At 57.5% G+C, this 24,606-nt stretch carries 21 protein-coding genes and 1 pseudogene; 11 read left to right on the top strand and 11 right to left on the bottom strand.

What is annotated here, in order from left to right:
• Nucleotides 1-90: 90 nt before the first annotated feature.
• Nucleotides 91-2,631: an efflux RND transporter permease subunit gene (locus ACQCLF_RS06460; RefSeq protein ID WP_426985485.1), complete on the top strand. Its 2,541-nt coding sequence runs from the start codon at nucleotides 91-93 to the stop codon at nucleotides 2,629-2,631.
• A 67-nt stretch (nucleotides 2,632-2,698) separates the two neighbouring features.
• On the opposite strand, the gene ACQCLF_RS06455 is transcribed toward ACQCLF_RS06460, so the two are convergent.
• The 7 genes from ACQCLF_RS06455 to leuS all read right to left on the bottom strand — a co-directional run bounded on the left by ACQCLF_RS06455 (nucleotide 2,699) and on the right by leuS (nucleotide 12,120).
• A complete protein-coding gene (locus ACQCLF_RS06455; RefSeq protein WP_426985484.1) occupies nucleotides 2,699-3,934 on the bottom strand; it encodes a hypothetical protein in 1,236 nt (411 codons plus the stop codon).
• 112 nt (nucleotides 3,935-4,046) lie between these two features.
• Nucleotides 4,047-5,780 carry a hypothetical protein gene (locus ACQCLF_RS06450; RefSeq protein ID WP_426985483.1) on the bottom strand — a complete coding sequence of 578 codons (1,734 nt, stop codon included), beginning with the start codon at nucleotides 5,778-5,780 and terminating at the stop codon, nucleotides 4,047-4,049.
• Nucleotides 5,781-6,069: 289 nt separating this feature from the next.
• The gene (locus tag ACQCLF_RS06445) at nucleotides 6,070-7,212 is read right to left on the bottom strand and encodes a GDSL-type esterase/lipase family protein (protein ID WP_426985482.1); all 1,143 of its coding nucleotides are present in this window, start codon (nucleotides 7,210-7,212) and stop codon (nucleotides 6,070-6,072) included.
• Between the two features lie 2 nt (nucleotides 7,213-7,214).
• Nucleotides 7,215-7,970 carry a GDSL-type esterase/lipase family protein gene (locus ACQCLF_RS06440; protein ID WP_426985481.1) on the bottom strand — a complete coding sequence of 252 codons (756 nt, stop codon included), beginning with the start codon at nucleotides 7,968-7,970 and terminating at the stop codon, nucleotides 7,215-7,217.
• 49 nt (nucleotides 7,971-8,019) lie between these two features.
• The gene (gene holA, locus ACQCLF_RS06435; RefSeq protein WP_426985480.1) at nucleotides 8,020-9,072 is read right to left on the bottom strand and encodes a DNA polymerase III subunit delta; all 1,053 of its coding nucleotides are present in this window, start codon (nucleotides 9,070-9,072) and stop codon (nucleotides 8,020-8,022) included.
• A complete protein-coding gene (gene lptE, locus ACQCLF_RS06430) occupies nucleotides 9,053-9,619 on the bottom strand; it encodes an LPS assembly lipoprotein LptE (RefSeq protein WP_426985479.1) in 567 nt (188 codons plus the stop codon). The genes holA and lptE overlap by 20 nt, the downstream gene beginning before the upstream one ends.
• Before the next feature lie 38 nt (nucleotides 9,620-9,657).
• Nucleotides 9,658-12,120 carry a leucine--tRNA ligase gene (gene leuS / locus ACQCLF_RS06425; RefSeq protein WP_426985478.1) on the bottom strand — a complete coding sequence of 821 codons (2,463 nt, stop codon included), beginning with the start codon at nucleotides 12,118-12,120 and terminating at the stop codon, nucleotides 9,658-9,660.
• A gap of 143 nt (nucleotides 12,121-12,263) precedes the next feature.
• Here leuS and ACQCLF_RS06420 point away from each other — a divergent pair, with 143 nt between their 5' ends.
• The 8 genes and pseudogenes from ACQCLF_RS06420 to ACQCLF_RS06385 all read left to right on the top strand — a co-directional run bounded on the left by ACQCLF_RS06420 (nucleotide 12,264) and on the right by ACQCLF_RS06385 (nucleotide 18,131).
• Complete coding sequence (locus ACQCLF_RS06420) at nucleotides 12,264-12,644, top strand: hypothetical protein (RefSeq protein ID WP_426985477.1); 381 nt, start codon at nucleotides 12,264-12,266, stop codon at nucleotides 12,642-12,644.
• 13 nt (nucleotides 12,645-12,657) lie between these two features.
• Nucleotides 12,658-13,218, top strand: a pseudogene (locus ACQCLF_RS06415) (alpha/beta hydrolase); the annotation flags it as partial.
• A gap of 73 nt (nucleotides 13,219-13,291) precedes the next feature.
• Nucleotides 13,292-14,053 (top strand): rhamnogalacturonan acetylesterase, encoded by a 762-nt coding sequence (locus ACQCLF_RS06410; protein WP_426985476.1) that lies wholly within the window; start codon nucleotides 13,292-13,294, stop codon nucleotides 14,051-14,053.
• Between the two features lie 146 nt (nucleotides 14,054-14,199).
• Nucleotides 14,200-14,511: a 50S ribosomal protein L21 gene (rplU, locus tag ACQCLF_RS06405; RefSeq protein WP_426985475.1), complete on the top strand. Its 312-nt coding sequence runs from the start codon at nucleotides 14,200-14,202 to the stop codon at nucleotides 14,509-14,511.
• 14 nt (nucleotides 14,512-14,525) lie between these two features.
• Nucleotides 14,526-14,783, top strand: a complete 258-nt coding sequence (gene rpmA, locus ACQCLF_RS06400; RefSeq protein WP_426985474.1) for a 50S ribosomal protein L27 — start codon at nucleotides 14,526-14,528, stop codon at nucleotides 14,781-14,783.
• A 512-nt stretch (nucleotides 14,784-15,295) separates the two neighbouring features.
• Nucleotides 15,296-16,486, top strand: coding sequence for an Obg family GTPase CgtA (gene cgtA / locus ACQCLF_RS06395; RefSeq protein ID WP_426985473.1), 1,191 nt, complete (start codon nucleotides 15,296-15,298; stop codon nucleotides 16,484-16,486).
• Between the two features lie 38 nt (nucleotides 16,487-16,524).
• Complete coding sequence (proB, locus tag ACQCLF_RS06390) at nucleotides 16,525-17,661, top strand: glutamate 5-kinase (RefSeq protein ID WP_426985472.1); 1,137 nt, start codon at nucleotides 16,525-16,527, stop codon at nucleotides 17,659-17,661.
• The gene (locus ACQCLF_RS06385; protein ID WP_426985471.1) at nucleotides 17,658-18,131 is read left to right on the top strand and encodes a DUF4442 domain-containing protein; all 474 of its coding nucleotides are present in this window, start codon (nucleotides 17,658-17,660) and stop codon (nucleotides 18,129-18,131) included. The genes proB and ACQCLF_RS06385 overlap by 4 nt, the downstream gene beginning before the upstream one ends.
• A 15-nt stretch (nucleotides 18,132-18,146) precedes the next feature.
• Here ACQCLF_RS06385 and ACQCLF_RS06380 read toward each other — a convergent pair whose 3' ends face one another.
• The 4 genes from ACQCLF_RS06380 to ACQCLF_RS06365 form a co-directional block, all read right to left on the bottom strand.
• On the bottom strand, nucleotides 18,147-19,622 hold the full coding sequence (locus ACQCLF_RS06380; RefSeq protein ID WP_426985470.1) for an AAA family ATPase: 1,476 nt from the start codon (nucleotides 19,620-19,622) through the stop codon (nucleotides 18,147-18,149).
• A gap of 82 nt (nucleotides 19,623-19,704) precedes the next feature.
• Nucleotides 19,705-20,712 (bottom strand): cytochrome d ubiquinol oxidase subunit II, encoded by a 1,008-nt coding sequence (locus tag ACQCLF_RS06375; protein ID WP_426985469.1) that lies wholly within the window; start codon nucleotides 20,710-20,712, stop codon nucleotides 19,705-19,707.
• Nucleotides 20,709-22,097, bottom strand: coding sequence for a cytochrome ubiquinol oxidase subunit I (locus ACQCLF_RS06370; RefSeq protein WP_426985468.1), 1,389 nt, complete (start codon nucleotides 22,095-22,097; stop codon nucleotides 20,709-20,711). The genes ACQCLF_RS06375 and ACQCLF_RS06370 overlap by 4 nt, the downstream gene beginning before the upstream one ends.
• 13 nt (nucleotides 22,098-22,110) lie before the next feature.
• The gene (locus ACQCLF_RS06365) at nucleotides 22,111-22,656 is read right to left on the bottom strand and encodes a GbsR/MarR family transcriptional regulator (protein ID WP_426985467.1); all 546 of its coding nucleotides are present in this window, start codon (nucleotides 22,654-22,656) and stop codon (nucleotides 22,111-22,113) included.
• Nucleotides 22,657-22,793: 137 nt separating this feature from the next.
• Between ACQCLF_RS06365 and ACQCLF_RS06360 the strand changes: the two genes are divergently transcribed.
• Together ACQCLF_RS06360 and ACQCLF_RS06355 are read left to right on the top strand one after the other, a co-directional pair.
• Complete coding sequence (locus ACQCLF_RS06360; RefSeq protein WP_426985466.1) at nucleotides 22,794-23,771, top strand: hypothetical protein; 978 nt, start codon at nucleotides 22,794-22,796, stop codon at nucleotides 23,769-23,771.
• Complete coding sequence (locus ACQCLF_RS06355; RefSeq protein ID WP_426985465.1) at nucleotides 23,768-24,589, top strand: HAD-IIB family hydrolase; 822 nt, start codon at nucleotides 23,768-23,770, stop codon at nucleotides 24,587-24,589. The genes ACQCLF_RS06360 and ACQCLF_RS06355 overlap by 4 nt, the downstream gene beginning before the upstream one ends.
• The last annotated feature ends 17 nt before the right edge of the window (nucleotides 24,590-24,606 follow it).

Genomic DNA, 24,606 nt, shown 5'->3' with positions numbered 1-24,606 from the left:
GGCACAGCACCGACTCAGGCTGTATCACGCCATGTCGCGCTTTCGGGTACACTCTCCGTTTCCCCATTAGCGACGGAATTAGGGTTTTCTATGCTGAAGATGCTCAACGGTTTATACCGGTCGACGGTGTTGCGCCACCCCGGGTGGGTGTTGCTACTGGTTGGTTTGCTGGCTCTCGCAGCGGCGGCGGGGCTTCCCAATCTGAAGCTGGACGCTTCGGCCGATTCTCTCACCCTGGAAAATGACCGCTCTCTGGATTACTTCCGGGAAATCAATCAGCGGTATCAAAGCGGTGATTTCCTGGTGGTGACCTATTCACCGAAAACGGACATGTTCTCCGATGCGTCGCTTGAAACCCTGCAATCCCTGCGGGATGAGTTGGCACAAGTGGATGGCGTGGCCAATATCAACTCCATTCTGGATGTGCCGCTTCTCTATACGCCGATGCGGCCGCTGTCTGAACAGCAGGAGTCCACCCGGACGTTGATGACGGAAGGCGTGGACCGCGAAGCGGCGAAGGAAGAGTTTCTGACCAGCCCTATCTACCGTGACACGTTGTTAAGCGCGGACGAAAAAACCACGGCGCTGCAACTGAATCTGAAGGTGGATAATCGTTATATCGAGCTGGCCCGTGAGCGGGACGCGCTGCGGCTCAAAGCATCGCGCGAAGGGCTTTCCGATGAAGAAGCGCGCGAACTGGAACAAGTGAGCCAGACGTTCCGGGCCTACCGGACGGAGGCGTCGACCCGCAGCCATGAACGTGTGCAGGAAGTTCGGGAAATTCTGTCGGGCTACGATGACCGCGCCGAGGTTTTCCTCGGTGGGGTGAGCATGATTACCGCCGATATGATCTCTTTCATCAAGAGCGATCTGGTGGTGTTCGGCAGTGCCATCCTGGTGTTTATCGTGGTGATGCTCGCGATCATTTTCCGGCAGTGGCGGTTCGTGGTATTGCCATTGAGCACGTGTGTTCTGTCGGTGGTGCTGATGCTGGGCTGGCTGAGCTGGATCGACTGGCGGATGACCGTCATTTCCTCCAACTTTGTGGCCTTGCTGCTGATCATGACGTTGGCGCTCACCATTCATTTGATTGTGAGGTTTCGGGAGCTTCACGCGCGTGCGCCGGACGCATCGAAAGAGGAGCTGGTACACGAAACGGTTCGGCAAATGGTGCTGCCATGTCTGTATACGGCGCTGACCACCATTGTGGCGTTCGTGTCCCTGGTGGTTAGCGGTATTCGCCCGGTCATTGATTTTGGCTGGATGATGACGATAGGCCTCAGCCTCGCGTTTCTGTTGGCGTTTTTGGTGATCCCCTCTGGCCTGATGTTGTGGCGCAAAGGTGAACCCAAGGACAAAGGGGATCAATCCGGAGCCATTACCCTGATTTTCTCCCGTTTTGCTGAACGCCACGGGGCGCTGGTGATTGGCATCGCGCTGGTGGCGTTGTTGGTCAGCGCGTACGGCAGCAGCCGTTTGCAGGTGGAAAACCGCTTTATCGATTATTTCCATGAAGACACGGAAATCTATCAGGGTATGTCGGTCATTGATCGGCAGCTGGGCGGTACGATTAACCTGGATATTATTCTGACGGCGCCGGAGCCATCGGAGCAGGCCGATGCGGGGTCAGATGAAGAAGACCCCTTCGCGGAACCCGCCGAGCAAGACGATCCGTTTGCCTCCCCGGATGAAGGGGAAGACCCGTTTGCCACCGGAGACGATGCCGAATCGGCCTCACAGGAAAGTGCCTGGTTCACTCGTTCGGGACTGGAACAGGTTCAGGCCCTGCACCAGTATCTGGAATCCTTGCCGGAGGTCGGTAAAGTCAACTCGCTGGCGATTGCCTATGAAGTGGCCTCGGATATTAACGGCGGACGGCTCAATAATTTTGAACTCGGCGTTATGCGTAACGCTCTGTCGGATGATATCAAGAATGTATTGATTAAACCGTATTTGTCCGATGCCAATGGCGAGACGAGAATCAGCCTGCGGGTAAAAGAAACCAGCCCGGAACTGAAACGCACAGAGTTGGTGGAGAAAATTCGTACCCATGCTATTGACGAACTTGGGTTCGCGCCGGAGCAGGTTCACTTTACCGGTATGCTGGTGCTGTACAACAACATGCTGCAAAGCCTGTTCAACTCCCAGATCCTGACACTGGCTGCCGTGTTTATCGGCATTATGGCGATGTTCCTGATTCTGTTCCGCTCATTGACGATTGCCATCATCTCCATCCTGCCGAACATCCTGGCCGCTGGTGTCGTGCTGGGTGGTATGGGATTGACCGGCATCCCGCTGGATATGATGACCATTACCATTGCCGCGATCACCGTCGGGGTGGGGGTGGATCACGCGATTCATTACCTCTACCGGTTCCGTCGTGAATTTGCGGAGCGTGGTCGCTACATTGATGCCATGCACGCCTCGCATGCCTCAATTGGCCGGGCGATGTATTACACGGCGATCATTATTATTATCGGTTTCTCAATACTGGCGCTGTCGCAGTTTATCCCATCCATTTACTTCGGACTGCTGACGGCCACGGCAATGCTGGCGGCGATTCTGGGTTCTCTGACACTGCTCCCAAAACTGGTGTTGTTAACCAGGCCGTTTGGGAAAGAAAGGGAGTAAATCGAGGTAGGAGTGTGACACAAAAACCCGGCGTTCAGTTCACGCCGGGTTTTTTGTGTGCGGTGAGCTAGGGGAGATCAATTTCCACTTGCTTGATCAGCACCACATCGTCCGTGGAGTCAGTGGCTGTGCCCACGATCTGGATGCCAAAACGCTGAGCGTTTTCCAGTTCGGGTGCTGTCCAGGAAAGCTCGTTGTCGCCAGCGCTCAGGTCGCTGATAAAGCCGCCGAACTCTTGCGAATAACTTCCTGAGTTTTGTTGGATGTAGGGCTGTATCTGCAAGCCGTCGTCGATCTGAGCCTGAGTAAGAGTGACCACGAAACGGATGGTGGCCTCCGAAATATCATTCGTGGTGACGCCCATGGCTTTGGGACGACTGCCGCCGGTATCGGCGTTGGCCCAGTCTGGTTCAAGCACCAATGCTTCGGCAGTGGCGTCGTGACTGATGGCTGAGCCGCTGGAGTCATCATTGGTCCAGCCGTCGACGCCAGTTGTGAACGTAAAGCTTTCATCGCCAGCAGGCAGGGGATCAAGTGCGGAGGGATCCTCGGACGCCTCCTTCTCATCAACCGTAATAGGATCTGGAGAGAGCACTACATCGTCAATTTGCAGGGTGGCATTGACACCTACCAGCCCCGCGTCAGCCTCAAATTGCAGGCCAATGGTGTTGATGTTTTGCAGGTTGAATCCCTCATTATGGTAGCCAAAATCGCCGTGGTCTCCATCTATGCCAGTGCCGCTGGCCAGGTTGTCGGCACTGAACTTGTTCCAGCCAGCCTCCACCGTGGTGTAACCAATATAGCCCTTGCGATCTGACGCATCTTTCAGAAAGACCTGGGTGATCATGCTGCCCGCTTCGGTGTACGCGGAGGGCACATAAAGGTGAACGAACAAGCTGCCTTCTGTCATATCCGCTATTTCCGGATCAATGGCGGTGAACACTTCCAGTTGCTCGCCGTCTTGTGTCCATTCCGGGGTAACGTCCAGTGTTTGCTCGTCGGCGTTATGGGCAAAGGTGGCGCTTGCGTTGCAGTCTGCGCTGACGCATTCAAATTGCCAGGCATCCACCGCGCTATCGGTCTCAAAAGTTTGCAGCACCCATTCGACCGGGGGCTGCTCTTCGCCTTCACCGTCGGTGTCTTCATCCTCATCGTCGGTGCCGTCTTCCGTATCGTCGTCCCCGCTGTTTAAATCCTCGGGCGGGTTCAAAATCATTCGGCTGGGATCGCCGTCATTGTCGCTGCCACCGCAGGCGGTGAGCATGGAAAGAGTACATAGTGCGATTAATAATTTATGGTACATCGTGTCAATCCTCTATCGTTATTGTGCGGACCGATGAATGTTGTTAGGGAGGCGTATCCGGACTCCATAAAATGGGTCCGGATACGTTTAACGACTTCTGGTTTCCTCGTAGTTACTCAACGGTAATCTTGCGCAGCAGAATATCGTCGCCCGCCTCAGCCTCTGAGTTCCAGCCGTTGCGGCGTTGCAGTTTGATTCCAATACGTTGCGCTGTTGGATCGGTGGGGACGCCGCTCATTGAGCGCTCGAAGCGATACCAGCCATCGCCCAAGTCTTCGCCAGTGTCCAGTGTGAGATAGCCCCCATAGCTCCCGGCATAGTCGCCGCCGTTCTGTTGGATATAAATTTGTATTTCCATTCCGGGGTTTGTGGTGATGTAGTAATCGCTTAAATAAAGCTCTACTCCCACTGTCGCGCCCTCGAGATCGGGGAGTTCATCTTCCCCGGCGAGGTAAATAACGGCGCGCTCGTCGCTATCCGTTGCCTGCCAGTTCGGGACGATGTTTAGTGCGCCTTCTTCCGCGTTGTAGGACAGATCGGCAGCACCTTCCAGACTCTGGTAGTTATCATTGTCCCAGGAGCCGATATTTTCGGCGGTGGGGACGATTTCGAAGGGGCCAGTGTCCGGGCCTGATGCTCCGCGGATTTCGACGCGATGGATACGCAGTGTGCCTTCGACACCCTCAGTCTGGGATTGAACGCCGATCAGCGCGTACTGATTTTCGTCAACCTCGAACAGGTCGCTGTCGGGCATAGAGCAGGTTACTTCGAACTCCTCATCGGCGACTACGCCACTCAGACCGGTCCAGCAGCCCCACTGGCCTGCATCCGGTACTTCTTCGTCGTCGGCGTAGCCGTCTGGGTCGGTGTCGTCAAAGATCTGACCAAAAGGCTGGTAGCCATCGGCGGTGTCAATGTATTGCTGGTCGATGGACAGGGTGAAAACCACATCCGCCCCTCTTAAATTGACGGGTCCCGGTACCGGGTAGACGAGCTGTTGGTTCGGGTTGGTAACGGCGAGGCTGACATGGCCTTCAGCGTAAACCGGATCGTTGGCTTCGTCGCCCTCGATGTTATAAGCCCCTTTGCTGAACCAGCCTTCAGTGATATTGAGCAACAGTGGCGCTGAACCGGAACTCGGTGTGAGCAGCAGGTTATCCAGCCAAAGATCTCCGGCCACCTCTACAGGCTTGCCATTCGCAGAAAATTGCACACCCACAGTGTTGATGTCGGTAAGTGTGAAGCCCTCGCTGTGTTGGGCAAAGCTGCCGTAGTCAATGACTTCCTCGCCATCGCCATCGGTAATGGGCTCGCCGGTTCCGGCTTGCATCTCCCAGATAGCCACTTGATTCCAGCCCACCTGGGCAGGTTGGTACGGGCGCGTGTAGGCGGAGCCGCCCGCCGCGTTCTCAAAGAACAGCCGCATTCTCAAGTGGCCATCATTGACATAGTCTTCGGTGACGTACACCCAGATGTTGGCGTTAGCGCCCGCCATGTCGGCAATCTCGTCGATCGGGGTATAAATCTCCAGCCAGTCTTCTTCGCTGGCCCACTCAGGGGTAATCGCGAGTACCTCTTGTTCGGTGTTCAGGCTGAGGCTGGCCGTGGCATTGCAGCCCTCGGCGCAGCGGTGCTGCCAGGTGTCAGCGCTGCCTTCTTCGGAGAAGGTTTGGTAGAGCCAGCGTTGTGGTTCCGTTGGCTCGAAATCGCCACCATCACCATCGCCGTCGCTTCCTCCATTGTCGGTGTCGGGTGATGGCGGATTCTGTGGCCCCAGATCAAGATCTCCGCCGCAAGCGGAGAGCACAAAGATTGTGCAAAGCGCGATAAGCAGTTTTTGCAACATGGTGTTAACCCTCTATTATTCTAATCTTAAGCGCCAATGCAGCAGGTCGACGCCTGCCTACCGACGTTGTTACAAGTGGCCACATCCTGGAAATCCGGAACTCAGGCGGGGCCGGATAACCCCGGATGACGGCGTGAGAGATAACATAGCACACAAATGTTCTTATTGACCATAAGTCATGAGAAAAATTATTGCTTTTCGGGAAGAGCAGGGGCGGAGTGTTGGCGGAAAGGGCTGGAGAAAGGCAAAAAAAGGCGCGAAGGCCCCGGTTCACGGGGCCTGGGACAATTTACCAATTCATGATGGGGGAGAGCTGATCGGCTAATTCACGCGCCATTTTGGCATGCTGAGCGGCGGTTGGGTGGCCGTCCTTAGCGTCGCCGGGATAGTGGTGTGCGGGGATGAAATAGACGTTCGGCTCGTCAAATCGTTGAATGGCGTCCTGAATATATTGCCTTAAGACGCTTTTCTGCGGTCGGGCTGGATCATCGGTATCGTTCACAATACTGCCCTCCGTGAGTGCGATGACGGCGTCAGGGTGAACTGCCCGCAGGCGTTTCAGGAAATCGACATAAGCGGTCACGAAGGTTTGTCGTTCTGGCAGAGGGCCAATGCCGAGGCTGAAATCATTGGTGCCCAGTGAGACCAGAATAAGATCCGGTGTGTACTGGTCGTGGTCCCAGGTAACAGGGTTGGCCTTGTCGGCTATGGTCCATTCGAAGAATTCCGGCGCGTTGCCTTCGTCTGTGTTGCCATTCCAGCTTCGGATCAGTCCCCGACCTCCGTAGCATACCAGGTGGACTTGCGCGTTGAGACTGTCGGCCAGCCGCATGCCATAGGAGGCGCGCGGATTCCACCAGGGTGCGGTGTTCAGGGGGGCGCTGCGATCGCCCGCGCCGTAGCTGCATGTAACGGAGTCGCCCACAATTAGCAGTTTGCGCGTTGGTCGTTCAGGACGGCTTAAGTGCGCGCCTGCGTCTGTGATGAACCCCTGCAAGGTAACGCGCCCCAGCCAGGTTTCGCCGCGATTAATAATGCGCACATCGCGATGCACCACTTGCCCGGCATCGATCAGCACCCACTCCTGCTGTTTCTCGGTAAGGCGAATGGTGCGGGGTGCTTCTCCTTCAATCAGTATTTCCAACTCGTTTTCGCGGCCGGAGCTTTTGGCCACCAGTGATAAATGTTGACCTTCGAAGTGAGTATGCAGAGAAACGCCTGGGTAGCCGATGAGAAGGCTGCCATCGTCCAGGGTCTGGCTGCGGCCTTCAATTGCGATGGTGGGGTTGATCGCCGTGATCAGGGGTGAGTTCATGGCGGTGCCGTTGGTCTGGTGAGTGTTGGAAACGGGTGAAACAGGCTGGCAGCCGACCAGCCATAACGTAACGCCCAACACCAGGATCAGGTGTCGGGGAAGCCAAAGGCAATGCACCGTTATTCCTCCAGCCAGTCCGCGAAAATAGGCTGGAGATTGCCGGCCCAGATGCGATAGCCCTGTTCGGACAGGTGCAGGTGATCCGGCATGATGTCGGTGCTGATGTGGCCGTCTTCTTCGACCAGTTGATCGCCAATATTCAGGTAGAACACCCGCTCCTCACTGGCCAGGTTGGCAATCTGGCGGTTGATCTGACGGACCTGATCGCGGGCCGGGTCGTCAGGGCTTTCCCGATAGGGGAAGACGCCATGCACCAGAATCCTGGCATTGGGAAAGGCATCCAGCAGTGTTTCCACCACGGCCTGCACCCCGAGGGCGACGTCGTCGGGGCTGTGCTGGCTCAATCCAAGGTTGTTGACGCCAATCAGCAGGGAGACGGCTTGCGGATCAAGGTTTCCGACGGCGCCGTTGTTCAGGCGCCACAGCAGATTTTCGGTTTTATCGCCACCGATGCCAAAGTTGGCCCACTGGTAGTCGCCGAAATATTCTTCCATAAGTGCTGGCGGCCAGCCTTCGGTGATCGAGTCGCCGATAAAGAGCAGGTCTACATCACCCTCTTCAGCGATGGCGACGTCCTCGGCGTGCAGTGTGTTCCAGCGCTCAATGCTCATCCATTCGTATTCTACGGTGCGCGGGGACGGGGTGATGGCCGCAGGTCGGTCAGCAGGGTTGGGTAAGTTTGCTTCCTGTTCAGAGCAGCCGAACAGTACCGCTCCGAGTAACAGGGCGCCCAGCAATCGGACAGTCTGGGTCATGGGGACATCTCCTCGTGGTGTGATTTTTCGCGGTGGCTCCGGTGAGCGTTTACAGCTTCAGCGCTAACCGCTCGTTCTGGGGGTGCAGGCTTTGGACGCCGGCAAGATTCAGTGTCAGGTCCAGCAGTTCATCCCATGGGTCGGCGGCGCGCATGCCTTTGGTGGCGCGATCAATGCCGTTGGCTTTGCGTAGCAGTTGTTGCAACTGGGCCGGTTTCAGGCGACGCAGAGCGCCCTGGATTAACGGTTGGCGTTTGGGCCAAATGCCGGCGGCCTGGGCCGCGCGGCTGAAATCCTGACCCTGGGACTGCGCCTGCGTGATTTGAACCAGCGCTCGAATGTCCCGGGCCAGTGCCCATAACAGCGCCAGGGGCTCGCTGCCTTCTTCCCTCAGCCCGTGTAAGGAACGGGCGGCGGCGCGCGCGTCGCCATGCAGAGCGCGATCCACCAGGCCGAATACATCGTAGCGGGCGCTGTCCGCCACTACGGAGGCCATCAGTTCGGTGGTGATCTGGGGGGAATCGCTCAATAGCTTGAGTTTTTCGATTTCCTGGGCGGCGGCCAGCAGGTTGCCCTCCACTCGCGAGGCGAGAAGATCAATGGCGGCGGAGTCGGCGCTCAGTCCTGCAGATTTCATACGCTGCGCAATCCAGCGTGGCAGCTGTGCCGGGCTGACCGGCCATACTTGAATGTGGTGACCGGCTTTTTCCAGCGCCTTGAGCCACTTGGCCTTAAGGGCATTGCGGTCGAGCTTGCCGGTGACCACGAGCAGGAGATTGTCCTCGGCAGGGGCCTGCGCGACTTCCTGAAGGGCCTTTCCGCCTTTATCGCCGGGCTTGGCGTTAGGAATACGTACTTCCAGTATTTTGCGCTCGGCAAACAGCGACAGGCTGTTGGTAGCGCTCAGCAGCTGCGACCAGTCAAAGCCAGCGGTATCCGTGTGGAAAAGCTCCCTCTCGGTAAAACCCTGCTGGCGTGCAGTGGCACGAATTTGATCGCAGGCTTCCTGCACCAGCAGGGGCTCTTCACCGCTGACCAGATAGAGAGGGACCAGCCCCTTTCCGAGCGACTCCGCTAACTGTTCAGGGCGCAGTTTTGCCATCGGGGGCCTCGACCTGGTCGGTGGCGGGAGTGGAAGACGCTCCTTTGGCTTGCCCGGCGCTGATGACGGCCTGCAATTGGCGAAGCACTTGTTGTGATAGCTCCGAGCGCATTTCGCTGACCAACAGGGCTTCCTCCTGATTGCCGCTGCCTACGTTCCCGGAACCCGCGGTGTAGGAGCGAACCACACGGCTCCTGAGATCGCCCGCGAGTGGAAGGCCTCGGTGGTCGAGCACGTCGAACTGAGCACTTAAGGTAAGCTCATACGCGCTGGCCAGCGCGTCGCTGCCGACGGCAGCAATGCGCCGCTCCAGTGTTTCCTCACGAATGCGCAATGTGTATTGGGCGCCGGACTGACTTTCCGTGAGTGTCAGGGATTCAGCCTCCAGACGGTTGCGTAGCTCGGTCATCAGCAGGCCGTAGTTGTCGTTACCGGTCAGGTACAGACTGTCGGTCAGGCTGGACAGGGCCACCGAACCGCGCAGCTGCCAGCCGCAGGCACTGGTGGCCAGAGCCAGGGTAATCACCAGCATGAGTCGAACGCGCATGGGCTCTCCTGTGTTCGTCAAGCTTGCGGGGCAAGCGATTAATTAGCGACGATGTTGACCAGTTTGTTGGGAACAACGATCACTTTGCGTACAGTCACGCCTTCGAGAAAACGCTGCACGTTGGGCTGCTCCTGTGCAAGTTTTTCCATATCTTCCCGAGGCGCATCCACTGGCGCCTGCAGTTTATCGCGCACCTTGCCGTTGACCTGTACCACGACTTCAATGGTGGAGCGGGTCAGGGCCGACTCGTCCAGCTGAGGCCATTGGGCATCGAGCGGGATATCATCATGACCGAGTGCCGTCCAAAGAGACTGTGTGATATGAGGCACGATCGGCGCCAGCAAGAGCACGGCCGCCTCCAGCGCTTCGCGTTCCACGGCCAGCCCAGCGGGAGTGGCACGATCCGCCAGTTTGCTGACGTCATTCATGAGTTCCATCACGGCGGCGATGGCGGTGTTGAACGTTTGTCGGCGGCCATAATCGTCGCCCACCTTGGCAATGGTTTCGTGCGTTTTGCGGCGCAGGTCTTTTTGTGCATCGGGGAGCGAATCGGCATTTAGCTCACCGGGAGCGCCGGCCTGAAGGTGCGCATGCACGGTTTTCCAGAGGCGACGCAGGAAGCGGTGGGCACCCTCTACACCCGAGTCACTCCACTCCATGCTTTGCTCCGGAGGGGCCGCGAACATGGAAAACAGACGTACGGTATCCGCGCCGTACTGGCTGATCAGCTCGCCCGGATCGACGGTGTTACCCTTGGATTTACTCATCTTGGCGCCGTCTTTAAGCACCATGCCCTGGCACAGCAGCCGCTCGAACGGCTCATCGCAACTGACCAGACCTTCGTCGCGCATCAGCTTGTGGAAAAAACGCGCGTAGAGCAGGTGCAAAATGGCGTGCTCAATGCCGCCGACATACTGGTCCACGGGCAGCCAGTACGCCGTGGCTTCCGGGTCCAGCATGCCCTGGTCATAGTGTGGGCAGGTATAGCGGGCGTAGTACCACGATGATTCCATGAAGGTGTCGAACGTATCGGTTTCCTTTTCGACGGGTTGGCCATCCAGCTCGTCTTTGCGCCACTCTGGATCTGCCTTGATGGGGGATTGTACGCCGTCCATGACCACATCTTCGGGCAACAACATAGGCAGCTTGTGGGCCGGTACCGGAATCTCCCCGCCGTTGGGCAGGTTGTACATCGGTATGGGCGCACCCCAGTAGCGTTGACGGGATACACCCCAGTCGCGCAAACGATAGTTCTCTGTAACGCGCCCCTGACCGGCGGCTTTCAGCGCCTGGGCGATGACTTCGAACGCGGCTTCAAAGTCCAGACCGTCGTATTCGCCGGAATTAATCAGTACGCCTTTGTCGGTGAAAGCCTCTGTCGCCAGATCACAGGGCTCATCGTTGGCTGGTGCGATGACCTGCTGAATAGGCAAGTCGTATTTGTGAGCAAATTCGAAGTCGCGTTGGTCGTGCGCCGGAACCGCCATGACCGCACCGGAGCCATAATCCATCAGCACATAGTTGCCCACCCAGACCGGGACCGGTTCACCAGTAATCGGGTGCAGTGCCTTGATGCCGGTATCCATACCGCGTTTTTCCATATTGGCCATGTCGGCTTCGGACACTGACTGCTTCTTGCAGCTGGCGACAAACGCCGCCAACTCATTATTGTGCTCGGCGAGCGCCAGGGTAATGGGGTGTTCAGCCGCAAGGCTGACATAGGTGACCCCCATCAAGGTATCCGGTCGGGTGGTGTAGACCTCAAAGCCCTGGTGTTCACCGACTGGCTCGGCCAGGTCGAAGCGCATTTCTACGCCCTTGCTTTTGCCAATCCAGTTGCGCTGCATGGTTTTGACCTGCTCGGGCCAGTGGGGCAGCTTGTCCAGGTCGGCCAGCAACTGATCGGCATAGTCCGTAATCTTGATAAACCATTGCGCCAACTCACGGCGCTCTACCTGGGTGCCGCAGCGCCAGCAGCAGCCTTCTTCCACCTGTTCGTTGGCCAGCACGGTCTGGTCTTCCGGGCACCAGTTCACGGCAGAGTTTTTCTTGTAAACCAGCCCTTTTTCGTACAGACGGGTGAAAAACCATTGCTCCCAACGGTAGTAATCAGGCTTGCAGGTGGCCAGCTCGCGCGACCAGTCAAAACCAAAGCCCAGTTCCTTGAGCTGCTGCCGCATGGCGTCGGTGTTGGCATACGTCCATTTGGCGGGTGCCGTTTGGTTCTTGATGGCGGCGTTCTCCGCGGGCAAGCCAAACGCGTCCCATCCCATGGGGTGCAGAACGTTTTTGCCCTGCATACGCTGATAGCGCGCGATCACATCAGAGATGGTGTAGTTGCGCACATGCCCCATGTGCAGCTTGCCGCTGGGGTAGGGGAACATGGACAGGCAGTAGAACTTTTCGCGGCTTTTATCTTCGGTGACCGAAAAGGTCTGGTGCTCGTCCCAATACGACTGAGCCTGGGATTCGACGTGCGCGGGGTGGTATTGCTCTTCCATCGGGTTGTTGGGCCTGTTTCTGAGTGCGAAGTGTAAAAGGCGCAATTATAGAGCCTGGAGCGTCATAAAGCGAAGGGCTCAGGGTGCGCGCGAGGGCTGTGTTATGCTCGGAACAATAACAGAGATTGGGGGAGTATAAAGAGATGAGAAGACTTGGAAGCATTCAATCATCATTTTGGACGCGACGAGCCATCGGGCTGCTGGTGATGTTGGTGGTTTGTATGGTGGGCAGCGTGGTGGCGGATAACCGTCCTGATCAGCCCATTCGGCTCTGGGCGGAGCAAGCTCCGGTCGCGCCTGATCGCGAGCACATCCGCAATGATCGGGTGGTGGAGGTCGATAATCCAACCCTCACTCCATTCTGGCCCGAAACGCCCAATGGCGCAGCGGTGGTCATTTTTCCTGGCGGAGGGTATCACTGGTTGGCGTTTGAAAAAGAGGGTGTCAAGGCAGCTCGCTGGCTCAATGAATTGGGGGTGACGGCATTCGTGACCAAATACCGGCTTAACCAAATACCGGCTTAAAGAGTACGGGCACCCCGACATTCTCCTGGATGGTTTGCGTGCCGTGAGAACCGTGCGCGCCAACGCGGAAAACTGGGGGCTGGACCCGGCTCGAATCGGTGTGCTGGGTTTCTCTGCCGGGGGGCATCTGGCAGGCAGCGTGGCTTTGCGCTCTGATTTTACCGTCCCCGGAGCGCCCGATCCGCTGGCGGAGGTCAGTGCCCAGCCGGATTTTGCCATGCTGCTGTACCCGGTCGCGACGATGCAGAACCCCAATACCCACAAAGGTTCGCGTGCGGCTCTGCTGGGTGAAAACCCCAGTTCTCAGCAGCGCCGGGAGAATTCGTTGGAAGAACAGGTCAAAGCCGGCATACCGCCGCTGTTTTTGGTGCACGGCAGCGGCGACAAGACGGTGCCGGTGGCTAACAGCCTCCAGTTATTTGCAGCGGCGTTGCCGTTCAGTCCTCGCTCTGAGTTGCATGTCTTCCAGACAGACCGACACGGTTTCGGACTGGAGCCCAACGAGGGCACTGCCTCCAACTGGCCCGAAGTGGCCGAAGCGTGGTTGCGATTCAATAAGGTTCTGGGCGAGTAGGCCTGTCCGCACCACTGAAAACCGTTTCATTTGGCGTACCACCTGATTTGACCGACAAGAAGGAAGAATGCGCATGATGTTAAGAAATCTGGCTCTGCTCCTGGCGACCGCCATTTTGACCGTGGGCTGTGCAACAACGGACTCCGGTGACCAGGAGGCTGCGCCCACCTTGTTTCTGGTGGGTGACTCCACCATGGCTGACCAGCCCGACGAGAAATACCCTGAAACGGGTTGGGGGCAGGCGCTGCCAGACCTGGTGAATGATGGCATCGTAGTGGAAAATCACGCGAAAAACGGGCGCAGCACCAAAAGCTTTATTGAAGAGGGGCGATGGGATGCTGTGCTTAAACAGCTGCAACCGGGTGATGTTGTCGTGATGGGTTTTGGCCACAATGATCAAAAAGAGTACGACGACACGCGCTACGCAGCGCCCTGGACCGACTATCGCCACAACCTTGAGCGGATGGTGGATGAAGCCCGGGCTCGCGGAGCCTCGCCAATCCTGGTGACCTCCATTTATCGGCGTGCCTTTCACGACAGCGGCCAGCCCCGCTCGACCCTGGGAGATTACCCGGAAGTAACGCGGGCCGTAGCCAGCGAGCGCGGCGTGCCTTTGGTGGACCTGAATGTGCTCACCCGTCAGATGCTCCTGGACGCCGGCCCTGAAGCGTCAGCCGACATTTATATGCAAGTCGCCCCGGGGGAGTACGCCAATCTGCCGGAAGGCAAAGACGATAATACCCACTTGCAACGGCGCGGCGCCCGGCGTGTGGCCGGACTGTTCGTGGCCGACATAAAGCGACAAGAGTTGCCGTTGGCGCGGTACTTCCGGTAGGGCGACATTAACGCCAATGGCCCTATTGCCATTGGGCGCTACATCGCATACAATCGCCGCCCCTGAAAAACCGAACCTACGGCGCAAGCCCCCGAAAGTGCCCTGGCGCTGCTTCGTGTCGTCCAAACAGAGTCTTTGGAGCAATTATGTACGCAATTTTTGAAAGTGGTGGCAAGCAACACCGCGTTGTGGAAGGGGAAACCCTGAAGCTGGAAAAAATCGAAGTCGCCACTGGTGAGACAGTGGAATTTGACAAGGTTTACCTGGTTGCCAACGGTGACGACGTCAAAATCGGCGCTCCCGTCGTGGAAGGTGCGACAGTATCGGCCGAAGTGGTCAGCCACGGTCGCGGTGAGAAGGTGAAAATCATCAAATTCCGCCGCCGTAAGCACTCCATGAAGCGCCAGGGTCACCGTCAGTGGTTCACTGAAGTGAAAATCACTGGAATTAAAGGTTAAGAGGAGTTTAAGCAATGGCTCACAAAAAAGCAGGCGGTAGTACGCGCAACGGGCGCGATTCCGAAAGTAAACGCCTTGGTGTGAAAGTGTATGGCGGTCAGGCCATACCGGCAGGCGGCATCATTGTTCGCCAGCGCGGCACTCAATTTCACCCCGGCGTGAACGTGGGTATTGGTAAGGACCACACCCTGTTCGCCAAGGCCGAAGGCCGGGTGAAGTTTGAAACCAAAGGTGAGAAGAACCGCCGGTTCGTCAGCGTGGAAGTCGCGTAAGACGCAGCGGATCGGTTTTCGCCTTCGGGCGTAAAACACCTCGGAAAAGCCCTGTCGAACTGTCGATGGGGCTTTTTTGTTGGTTGATTCTGACTTTTTAGAGGCTGGTTGGGAGAAGGGCCTTGGTGGGGAACACCCATGCAAGACACGCCGTGAACCCATCCCTGGGGGCTCGCATCGCGGGTCCCCCGCTCCACGGTCTTGCATGGGTGTTCCCCACCAAGGCCCTCGCGTTGGGCAGCTTTTTCAAAGACAGAGCCATTGATTGAGTATGTCAGAGGGGTAATCTTTAATGGATTGCTATCGGCACGAGCTTTTTCATTGGCACTGAGGCCCGCAAAGCGGTGTCCCCTTTCCGGACCGTGGAGCGGGGGACCCGCGATGCGAGCCTACAGGGATGTATTTACGGCGTGTCCGGGAAGGGGACACCGCTTTGCGGGCCGGGCTTACTAGTGGCTTACACGGCTGGCTGGCATTTGATCGGTTCGATAAATTCTGTCGGGAGTAAGAAAGTGAAATTTGTAGATGAAGCGCCCATTCACGTCGAAGCGGGCAAAGGTGGCAATGGCTGCCTCAGCTTCCGGCGGGAAAAATTTATTGCCAAGGGTGGCCCCGATGGCGGTGACGGTGGCGATGGTGGCAGCGTATACCTCGTCGCCGACGAAGCCCTCAACACCTTGATCGACTACCGCTACCAGCCACGGTATCGCGCCCAGAGCGGCGAAAAAGGCGGTAGCAAGAACTGCACCGGCAGCAAAGGCGAAGACCTGCTGCTACCCGTGCCCGTCGGCACCACCGTCATTGATGGCGACACCGGCGAAACCCTCGGAGACCTGACCGACATCGGCCAGCGCCTCAAAGTTGCTCAAGGCGGCTTTCACGGGCTGGGCAACACCCGCTTCAAATCCAGCGTAAACCGGGCACCCCGGCAAACGTCTAATGGCTCGGAAGGCGAAGTAAGAAACCTCAAACTCGAACTGAAAGTGCTGGCCGACATCGGTCTGCTCGGTTTGCCCAATGCCGGCAAATCCAGCTTTATTCGCGCCGTCAGTTCCGCCAAACCGAAAGTGGCTGATTACCCGTTTACCACACTGGTGCCCAACCTCGGGGTCGTAAAAGTTCAGAAGCACCGCAGCTTCGTCGTTGCGGACATTCCCGGACTGATCGAAGGTGCCTCCGAAGGCGCCGGACTGGGAATTCGGTTCCTCAAACACCTGACGCGTTGTCGGGTGCTGCTGCACATCGTCGATATGGCGCCGCTGGATGGCGCTGATCCGGCGGAGCAGGCGCGTACGATTATGAGGGAGCTGGACAACTTCAGCCCCACACTCGCCAAGCGTGAGCGCTGGCTGCTGCTGAATAAAGTGGATCTGCTACCGGAAGAGGAAGTGGAAACGCGCTGCCAGGCGTTAGTGAACGAACTGGGCTGGAAAGGACCCGTGTTCCGAATTTCGGCGTTGCAGCAAGTGGGTACTGAGGCGCTGAGCGGTCAGATCATGACGCATCTCGAAACCGTGTGGGACGAAGAGGCCAATGACGAGGACGCTCGTAATCGTGAACGGCAATTCCAGACGGATATGGCCGACGAAGTGCGCGAGCGAGTGGAAGTCTTGCGGGAGCGTCGTCGGAGCCAGCGTTCAGAGGAGGATGATGACGACTTCGATGACGACGATTACGATGTCGAAGTAGAATACGTCCGATAAGTGGCCGCGCCCAACTCAGCCAATGGAATACGCCTAGCATGACAGACAGACGTTCAGTAACCACGACCCAGCGCTGGGTCGTCAAGATCGGCAGCTCCCTGTTGACCAATGATGGCAAGGGGCTGGATGTGCCCGCGATCAATGACTGGGTCGCGCAAATGGCACAACTGCGTCAGCAGGGTATCGAGCTGGTGCTGGTTTCATCCGGCGCCGTGGCCGCAGGGTTGACGCGGTTGGGCTGGAATCGTCGTCCCACTGCCATTCATCAACTCCAGGCGGCGGCCGCGGTTGGGCAAATGGTACTGGTGCAAACTTACGAAAGCGCTTTTCAGCAATACGGTTTGCACGCCGCTCAGGTGTTGCTCGACCACGACGATCTGTCATCCCGCCAACGTTACCTCAATGCCCGCTCCACCTTGCGCACGTTACTGGATCTTGGTGTGGTGCCGGTCGTCAACGAGAACGACACCGTGGTTACTGACGAAATCCGGTTTGGCGACAATGACACGCTGGGTGCATTGGTCGCCAACCTGATCGAAGCCGATTTGCTGGTGATTTTGACTGACCAGGCGGGTATGTACGACAGCGATCCGCGCACAAATCCGGACGCGCGATTGTTGCCGGAGTTGTCCGCGGAAGATTCCAGCCTGGAAGCGATGGCGGGCGGTGGTGGTGCCCTGGGGCGCGGCGGTATGTTGACCAAAGTCCGCGCGGCCCGAGTGGCGGCGCGATCCGGAGCGGATACGCTGATCCTGGGGGGGCGCACCGAACAGGCCCTGCTGCGTGCCCGTCGCGGTGAAACGCTGGGAACGCTGCTGCGCGCGGATCAGGAGCCGCAGGCGGCCCGTAAACGCTGGATTGCCGGACAACTGCAAACCCGGGGCACGCTGGTGCTCGACGAAGGCGCCGTGCGAGTGTTGCGGGAAAAAGGTCGCAGTCTTTTGCCGGTGGGCGTAAAGGCCGTGAAAGGCCGCTTCACGCGCGGGGACATGGTGGTCTGTGTCGGGCCGGACGGGCAGGAAATTGCGCGTGGGCTGGTCAATTACAACGCCGAGGAAGCGCGTAAAATTATCGGACAGCCCACTTCGGCGATCTTGCCGCTGCTGGGTTATAAAGATGATGAAGAACTCGTTCATCGGGATAACCTCGTGTTGACCGAAGGCTATACCGGATGAATTGGAAGTGGGTGCGTCGCCTGGTCAACTTCTGGCCGCCGCTGTTTTTTGCGGGTATCCGCGCGACCCATATCAGCGAAGACTTTCGTCATATTGAAGTCAGCCTCAAGTTGCGTTTTTTCAATCGCAACATGGTGGGCACTCAGTTTGGTGGCAGCCTGTTTGCCATGACAGACCCCTGGTACATGATGATGCTGACCTATCACCTGGGGAAGGATTACTATGTGTGGGACAAAGGCGCGCACATCGATTTTCTGGCGCCGGGGCGCAGCGCCGTCAAAGCGGTCTTTACGGTGAACGACACCATTCTGGAGCGCATCCGCGAGCATACGGCGGGCGGCGCCAAATACCTGCCTGACTTTGTGGTCGAGGTTACCGATACCAGTGGTCGACTGGTGGCCAGGGTGCACCGCACCCTGTACGTGCGAGCCAAACCCCATCGCCGACCCCCATCGCAGCCCCTCCGCTGAGGGCTGAATAATGCCTCAGGCCGGTACCGTTCGCTCGGCTGCCCATTGACGAAGTTGAAGCAAAGGCTCCGCCATCACGACCGATAGCGGGCTGGTATTTGCCACCTCTGTCAGGATTGAGTCTGTATTCAGCGCATCGCGGTCATTGCTGTAAAGCGCGGCCACAATCGCCTGTTCAATCTCTGCGCCGGAAAAACCTTCGGTGGCGCTGCTGATGGCCGCCGTATCAAACCGCACGGGATCCAGGTTCCGCTTGCGCAAGTGAATGTCCACAATGTGCTGGCGTACATCGGCATCCGGCAGATCGACAAAAAATATCTCATCCACGCGCCCCTTGCGAATCAATTCCGGCGGCAGCTTGCTGATGTCGTTGCTGGTGGCTGTGAAAAAAACCGGTTTTTTACGTTCCGCCATCCAGGTCAACAGCGTGCCCAGCAGGCGTCGGGAAGTGCCGTCATCACTGTTGCCCTGGGCCAGCCCTTTTTCGATTTCATCCAGCCAGAGCACACAGGGCGACATGGCATCGGCCATGGCGAGCGCTTCGCGCAGGTTACGTTCGGTTTCCCCGTGGTATTTGTTATAGAGCGCCCCGACATCAAGGCGCAGCAAAGGCAGGTTCCAGGTGCCAGCGACAGCTTTGGCGGCCAGACTTTTCCCTCCGCCCTGTACGCCCAGCAATAAAATGCCGCGTGGACGTCCGGCCCCTGAATCGTCACTGTGAAACGCTTCACCGCGACGTTGTAGCCAGCGCTTTAGGTTGGGAAGCCCGGCGACCTGGGAAAAATCCGCCGTCTCGTACTCGTAGCTCATCACGCCGTTCATATCTAGCAATGCAAATTTGGCCTGATTCACTACCGGTAGGTCTTCTTCGGTGATCGCGCCATCCTGCCAAATGGCGACGCGCACCAGACGTCGCACATCGCTGGCGCTGAGCCCCTGCAAATTGGTCATCAGTCGGCGCAGTGTCGTGTTGTCGGTTTTGATGCGTTTTTGTCCATGCTGTTCGGCATAGGCGCGGGCTTCTTCGCGAATGATGGCGAGGATGCGCTCGTCACTGGGCAGGGACAGCTGAAAGCTGGCACTGAAGCGCTGTACTTCTTCAGGCAAACTTAACCGGTGACTGAGCAGCACCAGAGTGTGAGGCAGCCGCGATTGATTCAGGGCGATATCTTTGAGCAGTCGGATGGTGCGGGGCTGGTCCGTCAGAAACGGATGAAAGTCACAGAGGGTATAAATGCCGGGCGTATTCTGTTGCTTGATGTGTTCAAGCACCGCGTCGGGCTCCTCCATCTGCCGACCCTTGGGTTGTAGCTGAGGACCAAAGCCGAGCTGAGTGAGTCCATCGGTGATAGACCAGTGATACAGCGGTCGCCCGGTTTCCCGTGCGACACGCTGTAATAGATTAATGGCTTTGGTTTCCTCGTGGCTCTCGATCACCACCAGCGGGACTTTGGAGTCCAGCATCAGCTTGAGGTCATGCGCGTCTTGCATGCCAGCGTTTTCCTTTATCGTTGTTCAAGTCTGCAACATTAAAAAGTGCCGCCAGGCTTGTCAACAAAGCAAGCTCAGCGGCTCAATAATAGGTCAGCTCGCTGGCCTTGCCCCAGAACACCCGGTAGGCAAAAATCGTATAGCCTACGATGGCCGGCAATACGATGACTACGCCCACCAGAATAAACTTCAGCGATTCCGGCGCACTGGCGGCCTGCCAAAAGGTCAGCTGCTCCGGAACCACGTAGGGAAAGAAGCTGTAAGCCAGTGCCGAGAACGCCAGTACAAACAAGCCGATGGTCGCGGCGAAAGGCAACCAGCACCCAAAATCGTTATCGTAAGGAAATTTGGCCAGGTATCGGTCATTGATCAAAAACAGCAGAAAACACAGCGCTGGAATGATTAACAGAAACAGCCCTAAACCGTCGCTCAACCATTTATCGAACACGCGCTCGCTAATGAGTGGGTTGACGACCGATACGGTCACCAGACCAATGGCCATTAACCAGGCGCAATATCTTGCCCAGCGTGCCGCGCGCGCCTGCAAGTCGCCCTCGGTTTTCAGCACCAGCCAGGCCGCCCCAATCAGACAGTAGCCCGCGGTCACGCACACCGCACTCAGTGTGGCGAAGGCGTAGGCCGCGAGGCTTTGTTGAAAACCCATAACGTAGAGGCCCAGCATGTACCCTTGCGACAGGGTCGCCAGCAATGAGCCTCCAAAAAACGCCAGGTCCCAGCGCTCTTTGTGGTCCACGGGTGCCTTGGCGCGAAAGTCGAATGCCACGCCGCGCAGGATCAGGCCGGCGAGCATCAGTGTGACCGGGAGGTACAGCTGGAACAAAATAACGTTATGAGCGGCGGGGAAGGCAATCAGAATAATACCCACGCCGAGCACGAGCCAGGTTTCGTTGGCGTCCCAAAAGGGACCGATGGAGGCGATCATGGTATCGCGCTGGGCTTCTGAGTCTTTGGGCAAAAGAATACCCACACCCAGATCGTAGCCATCCAGTACGGCGTATACCAAAAACGCGATGCCCATCAGCGCCATAAAAATGAAGGGTAACCAGTACGCTTCTCCGGACGGTATCATCGTGTTTCTCCTTCGTCGTTTACGCTCTCTTGGTTTGGACTCAGCGGGTTATGTCGATCCTGCAGGGTTTCGACTTCCTCGTCCCGGTCCACCAGCACCGCTTTGCGGGCGATGAGAAAGAGGGTGCTGAGGTAGGCCACCAGCAATACCGCGTAGAGCGACAGATACATGACTAGTGAGAGGGCGACGTTGCCGGTGGGGACATCGGTGACGGCATCGTGCGTACTTAAAACGCCAGTGACCAGCCACGGCTGACGCCCGATCTCGGTGACGTACCAGCCGGCGAGTGTAGCGAGCCAGCCGGAGAACGTCATACCCACGAGCACTCTGAGCATCCAGGGCGGCAGTGAGCCGGAACGCCACAGCCGCCAGCCGCAGCTCCAGGAGACCAATAACATCAACATACCGAGCCCCACCATGATCCTGAACCCCCAGAATACAGGCGATACCGGAGGGTGCTCATTTTCGAATTCATTGAGGCCTTTGACTTCGCCATTGAGTTCATGGGTAAGAATCAGGCTGGCACCGTGCGGTATCTCCAGGGCATAGCGGTTTCGTTGTTCGTCCTGGTCAGGCAGCCCGAACAAAACCAGTGGGGCGCCCTCGGTGGTTTCCCACAGGGCCTCCATGGCGGCCACTTTTGCCGGTTGGTGTTTTAGCGTATTCAGACCGTGAAGGTCGCCGAGGAAAATCTGCAAGGGAATCAGCAGCGCAGCCGCATACACAGCGGTTTTCAGGGTGAGTCTGGGAGCGGGTTTGTGGTCGTCTTTCAACAGACGATAGGCGGAGAGGCCCGCCATCAGGAACGCCGCTGTCAGGCCGGACGCTACCAGCATATGGGACAGGCGATAGGGCAGTGACGGGTTAAAAATAACCGCGAGCCAACTGACCGGAAAGGCCACGCCATCGCGCATTTCAAAACCGGCTGGTGTGTGCATCCAGGAGTTGAGGGCCAGAATCCAGAACGCCGATAGACTGGTGCCCACGGCCACCAGTAATGTGGCGATGGTGTGCACCCGGTTTGATACCCGGTTGATCCCGAACAGCATGATGCCGAGAAAGGTGGCTTCCATAAAAAAGGCGGTCAGCACTTCATAGCCGAGCAGGGGACCGGCAATATTGCCGACGGTCGCCATAAAGCCGGGCCAGTTGGTGCCGAACTGAAACGACATGGTGATACCGCTGACCACGCCCAGGGCGAAACTCAATGCAAACACTTTGACCCAGAAGCGGTAGGCGCGCATCCACACGTCGTCGTTGGTGCGGTTGTATTGCACCTTGAAATAAAACAGGAACCACGCCAGTGCGATGGTGATGGTGGGAAATAAAATATGAAAACTGATATTCGCGGCGAACTGGATGCGCGATAGCAATAACGTTTCCATCTTAGAGGGCCTCTTATTTCAGTAAGCGGTCTTTCATATCCAGAACCTTGCCCAGGCTACCGCCGAGCTTCAGGAGTCCTTTGAGGTTGCTGCGGTTCAGGCGTTGAATTTCGGTCGTCCACTGGGTCAGCATTTCAATGAGTTCGTGCATTTCCCGCATGCGGTGTTGCGCAAATTCCTCCTCCTGATTGGCGGGTTGTTCCAGCAGTAAACTGCGCAGTGTGGTCAGGGTTGGGTCCATTTCCCGCTTGCGCCGTTGCTCAATCAGAATCTTGGCAATTTCCCAGATATCGTCAGGTGCGGTGTAGAACTCCTTCCGCTCTCCGGGAATGTGCTTGATGCGAATCAGTTCCCAGGATTGCAGCTCCTTAAGGCCCATACTGATGTTAGAACGGGAAAAACCCAGAGCCTGGGACATTTGATCGGCGCACAGCGGGGCTTCGCTGAGCACCAGCAGGGCATACATCTGCCCGACGGTTCGATTGATACCCCAACGACTGCCCATCTCACCAAAGTGTAGTACGCAGGATTGGATCATGGGGGTGAGCGTGCTGCTCATGAGCGCGTTCTCCAGTAACTTCAGTAATTACTGAAATTACTGTAAATGCAGGAATCCGTCAAGGTAAATTCATCATGGCCCGGTTCCTGCACTGCTAAGCTGTACTGTTGAGCGAAAGGTTTCAGGGAGTCGCCGCTATGTCTGAATCACCATCTGTGGGGCACTTGTGGCCCCCTGCTTTACTAAAGCACTGGGGCGTCACTGAGTCGTCGCTACCTGCTGATCTCCTTCCGTTATCCGACGATCTGGGATTGGCGCCGGAGATCACCGGCCATTTAATGCAGGTGTATCGGCCTCTGGTCGAGCGGTTGGCGCACACGGTGTCGTCCCGGTCGCAGCCGCTGTCACTGGGAATTAACGGCGCTCAGGGCACGGGCAAGTCGACGGCGGCTGAAGTGATTGCCCACTTGTTGGAACGACAGGGCTTTCGCGTCTGTCGTCTGTCCATCGATGATCTTTACCTGACCCGCCATGAGCGGCAAACACTGGCAAAGACGGTACATCCATTACTGGCTACCCGGGGCGTGCCCGGCACTCATGACTTGGTGCTGGGTCTGAGAGTCATGGATGAACTGCTTCGTGCCGACCCGACCACAACCGTTGCCATACCGCGCTTTGACAAGGCGCGGGATGATCGTCTTCCCCCTCAGGATTGGCCCGCGTGGCAGGGAAAACCACACCTCATTATTCTCGAAGGGTGGTGTGTGGGGGCCAGGCCACAAGAACACGGGGCCTTGTCCGAACCGGTCAATGCGCTGGAGCGTGATCGTGATCCGGAGGGCCATTGGCGGCGCTATGTGAATGACCGGTTGCAGGACTATCAACGTTTGTTTGATGGGCTGGATCATCTCGTGTTATTGCGCGCGCCTTCCTTTGAGCAGGTCTATCAGTGGCGCGCCGAACAGGAGGCGGCCCTGGCACGCCGTGTCGCGCAAGAGGGCCGCACAGCGCCGGGGTTGATGTCGGAGGACGAACTGAAACAGTTTATCAGTCATTATGAACGTCTTACCCGGTGGATTCTGGAAGAGATGCCCCACCGGGCGGATCTGGTCTTTGAGCTGAATCCCGCGCATCGTATCGAGCGGGTCATCCCTTCCCGAGGAACAGCGTTATGAACAAGCCCACACTGGTGTTTACCGATCTCGACGGCACGTTGCTGAATCATCACGATTACGACTGGTCGGCGGCCAAGCCGGCGTTGAAGGCGTTAAAAGCGCGGAATATTCCCCTGATTCTGGTATCGAGCAAAACCGACAGTGAGATGCTGCCCTTGCGCCAAGCGCTTGGGAATACGGACCCGCTGGTCTGCGAGAACGGCAGCCTGATTTTGATCCCGGAGGCCTGGCTAGGGCCGCTGGGGGTGGAGGCGGACGAACGCGCTGTGTTTGAGGGTTATTACTACGATTATCGCGGCCTGCCCCGGGAGCAGATTCTGGCGGCGCTGAATGACATGAAGCCAGACTACCTGTTCACCGGTTTTGCCTGGATGACCGTGGAAGATATTGCGCGTCATACGGGGTTGAGCGAGGAGGCGGCGGCCTTGGCCAGTGATCGCAAGGCCTCCGAGCCCATCATATGGCGGGATTCCCCCGAAGCGCTGGAAAAGTTTGCCGAGGCGTTGGCGGCGTACCGCCTGCGAGTGGTGAAAGGTGGCCGCTTTTATCATGTGATGGGCCAGTGCGACAAAGGTGATGCGGTACAGTACTTGCAGAATCGTTATGCGCACCACTTTGGCGTACCCCCCTGGTCCATTGCGCTCGGAGACAGCCCCAATGACCTGGATATGCTGAAGCAGGTTGAAGCACCTGCGATCATCCCGCACAGCGATGGGACACATTTGCAGGACGATGCCCTAAAAAAGGCATTGATTGCACCAAAAGAGGGCGCTCAAGGTTGGAATCATGTCGTTTTGACCCTGATCGACCGCGCCTGAGGCGCCGGGCATTTGCC

The organism is Marinimicrobium sp. ARAG 43.8 (assembly GCF_050113635.1).
In the GTDB taxonomy this organism is placed as follows: Bacteria; Pseudomonadota; Gammaproteobacteria; order Pseudomonadales; family Cellvibrionaceae; genus Marinimicrobium.
Note: the sequence above shows the minus strand (reverse complement) of the source record. Positions and strands in the feature narration are given on the sequence as shown.

What these genes read in the sequence shown, in the direction of transcription:
- ACQCLF_RS06460 (WP_426985485.1), top strand. Translation starts at nt 91, where the DNA reads ATGCTGAAGATGCTCAACGGTTTATACCGGTCGACGGTGTTGCGCCAC.
- ACQCLF_RS06455 (WP_426985484.1), bottom strand. Translation starts at nt 3,934, where the DNA reads ATGTACCATAAATTATTAATCGCACTATGTACTCTTTCCATGCTCACC.
- ACQCLF_RS06450 (WP_426985483.1), bottom strand. Translation starts at nt 5,780, where the DNA reads ATGTTGCAAAAACTGCTTATCGCGCTTTGCACAATCTTTGTGCTCTCC.
- ACQCLF_RS06440 (WP_426985481.1), bottom strand. Translation starts at nt 7,970, where the DNA reads ATGACCCAGACTGTCCGATTGCTGGGCGCCCTGTTACTCGGAGCGGTA.
- holA (WP_426985480.1), bottom strand. Translation starts at nt 9,072, where the DNA reads ATGGCAAAACTGCGCCCTGAACAGTTAGCGGAGTCGCTCGGAAAGGGG.
- lptE (WP_426985479.1), bottom strand. Translation starts at nt 9,619, where the DNA reads ATGCGCGTTCGACTCATGCTGGTGATTACCCTGGCTCTGGCCACCAGT.
- leuS (WP_426985478.1), bottom strand. Translation starts at nt 12,120, where the DNA reads ATGGAAGAGCAATACCACCCCGCGCACGTCGAATCCCAGGCTCAGTCG.
- ACQCLF_RS06420 (WP_426985477.1), top strand. Translation starts at nt 12,264, where the DNA reads ATGAGAAGACTTGGAAGCATTCAATCATCATTTTGGACGCGACGAGCC.
- ACQCLF_RS06410 (WP_426985476.1), top strand. Translation starts at nt 13,292, where the DNA reads ATGATGTTAAGAAATCTGGCTCTGCTCCTGGCGACCGCCATTTTGACC.
- rplU (WP_426985475.1), top strand. Translation starts at nt 14,200, where the DNA reads ATGTACGCAATTTTTGAAAGTGGTGGCAAGCAACACCGCGTTGTGGAA.
- rpmA (WP_426985474.1), top strand. Translation starts at nt 14,526, where the DNA reads ATGGCTCACAAAAAAGCAGGCGGTAGTACGCGCAACGGGCGCGATTCC.
- proB (WP_426985472.1), top strand. Translation starts at nt 16,525, where the DNA reads ATGACAGACAGACGTTCAGTAACCACGACCCAGCGCTGGGTCGTCAAG.
- ACQCLF_RS06385 (WP_426985471.1), top strand. Translation starts at nt 17,658, where the DNA reads ATGAATTGGAAGTGGGTGCGTCGCCTGGTCAACTTCTGGCCGCCGCTG.
- ACQCLF_RS06380 (WP_426985470.1), bottom strand. Translation starts at nt 19,622, where the DNA reads ATGCAAGACGCGCATGACCTCAAGCTGATGCTGGACTCCAAAGTCCCG.
- ACQCLF_RS06375 (WP_426985469.1), bottom strand. Translation starts at nt 20,712, where the DNA reads ATGATACCGTCCGGAGAAGCGTACTGGTTACCCTTCATTTTTATGGCG.
- ACQCLF_RS06370 (WP_426985468.1), bottom strand. Translation starts at nt 22,097, where the DNA reads ATGGAAACGTTATTGCTATCGCGCATCCAGTTCGCCGCGAATATCAGT.
- ACQCLF_RS06365 (WP_426985467.1), bottom strand. Translation starts at nt 22,656, where the DNA reads ATGAGCAGCACGCTCACCCCCATGATCCAATCCTGCGTACTACACTTT.
- ACQCLF_RS06360 (WP_426985466.1), top strand. Translation starts at nt 22,794, where the DNA reads ATGTCTGAATCACCATCTGTGGGGCACTTGTGGCCCCCTGCTTTACTA.
- ACQCLF_RS06355 (WP_426985465.1), top strand. Translation starts at nt 23,768, where the DNA reads ATGAACAAGCCCACACTGGTGTTTACCGATCTCGACGGCACGTTGCTG.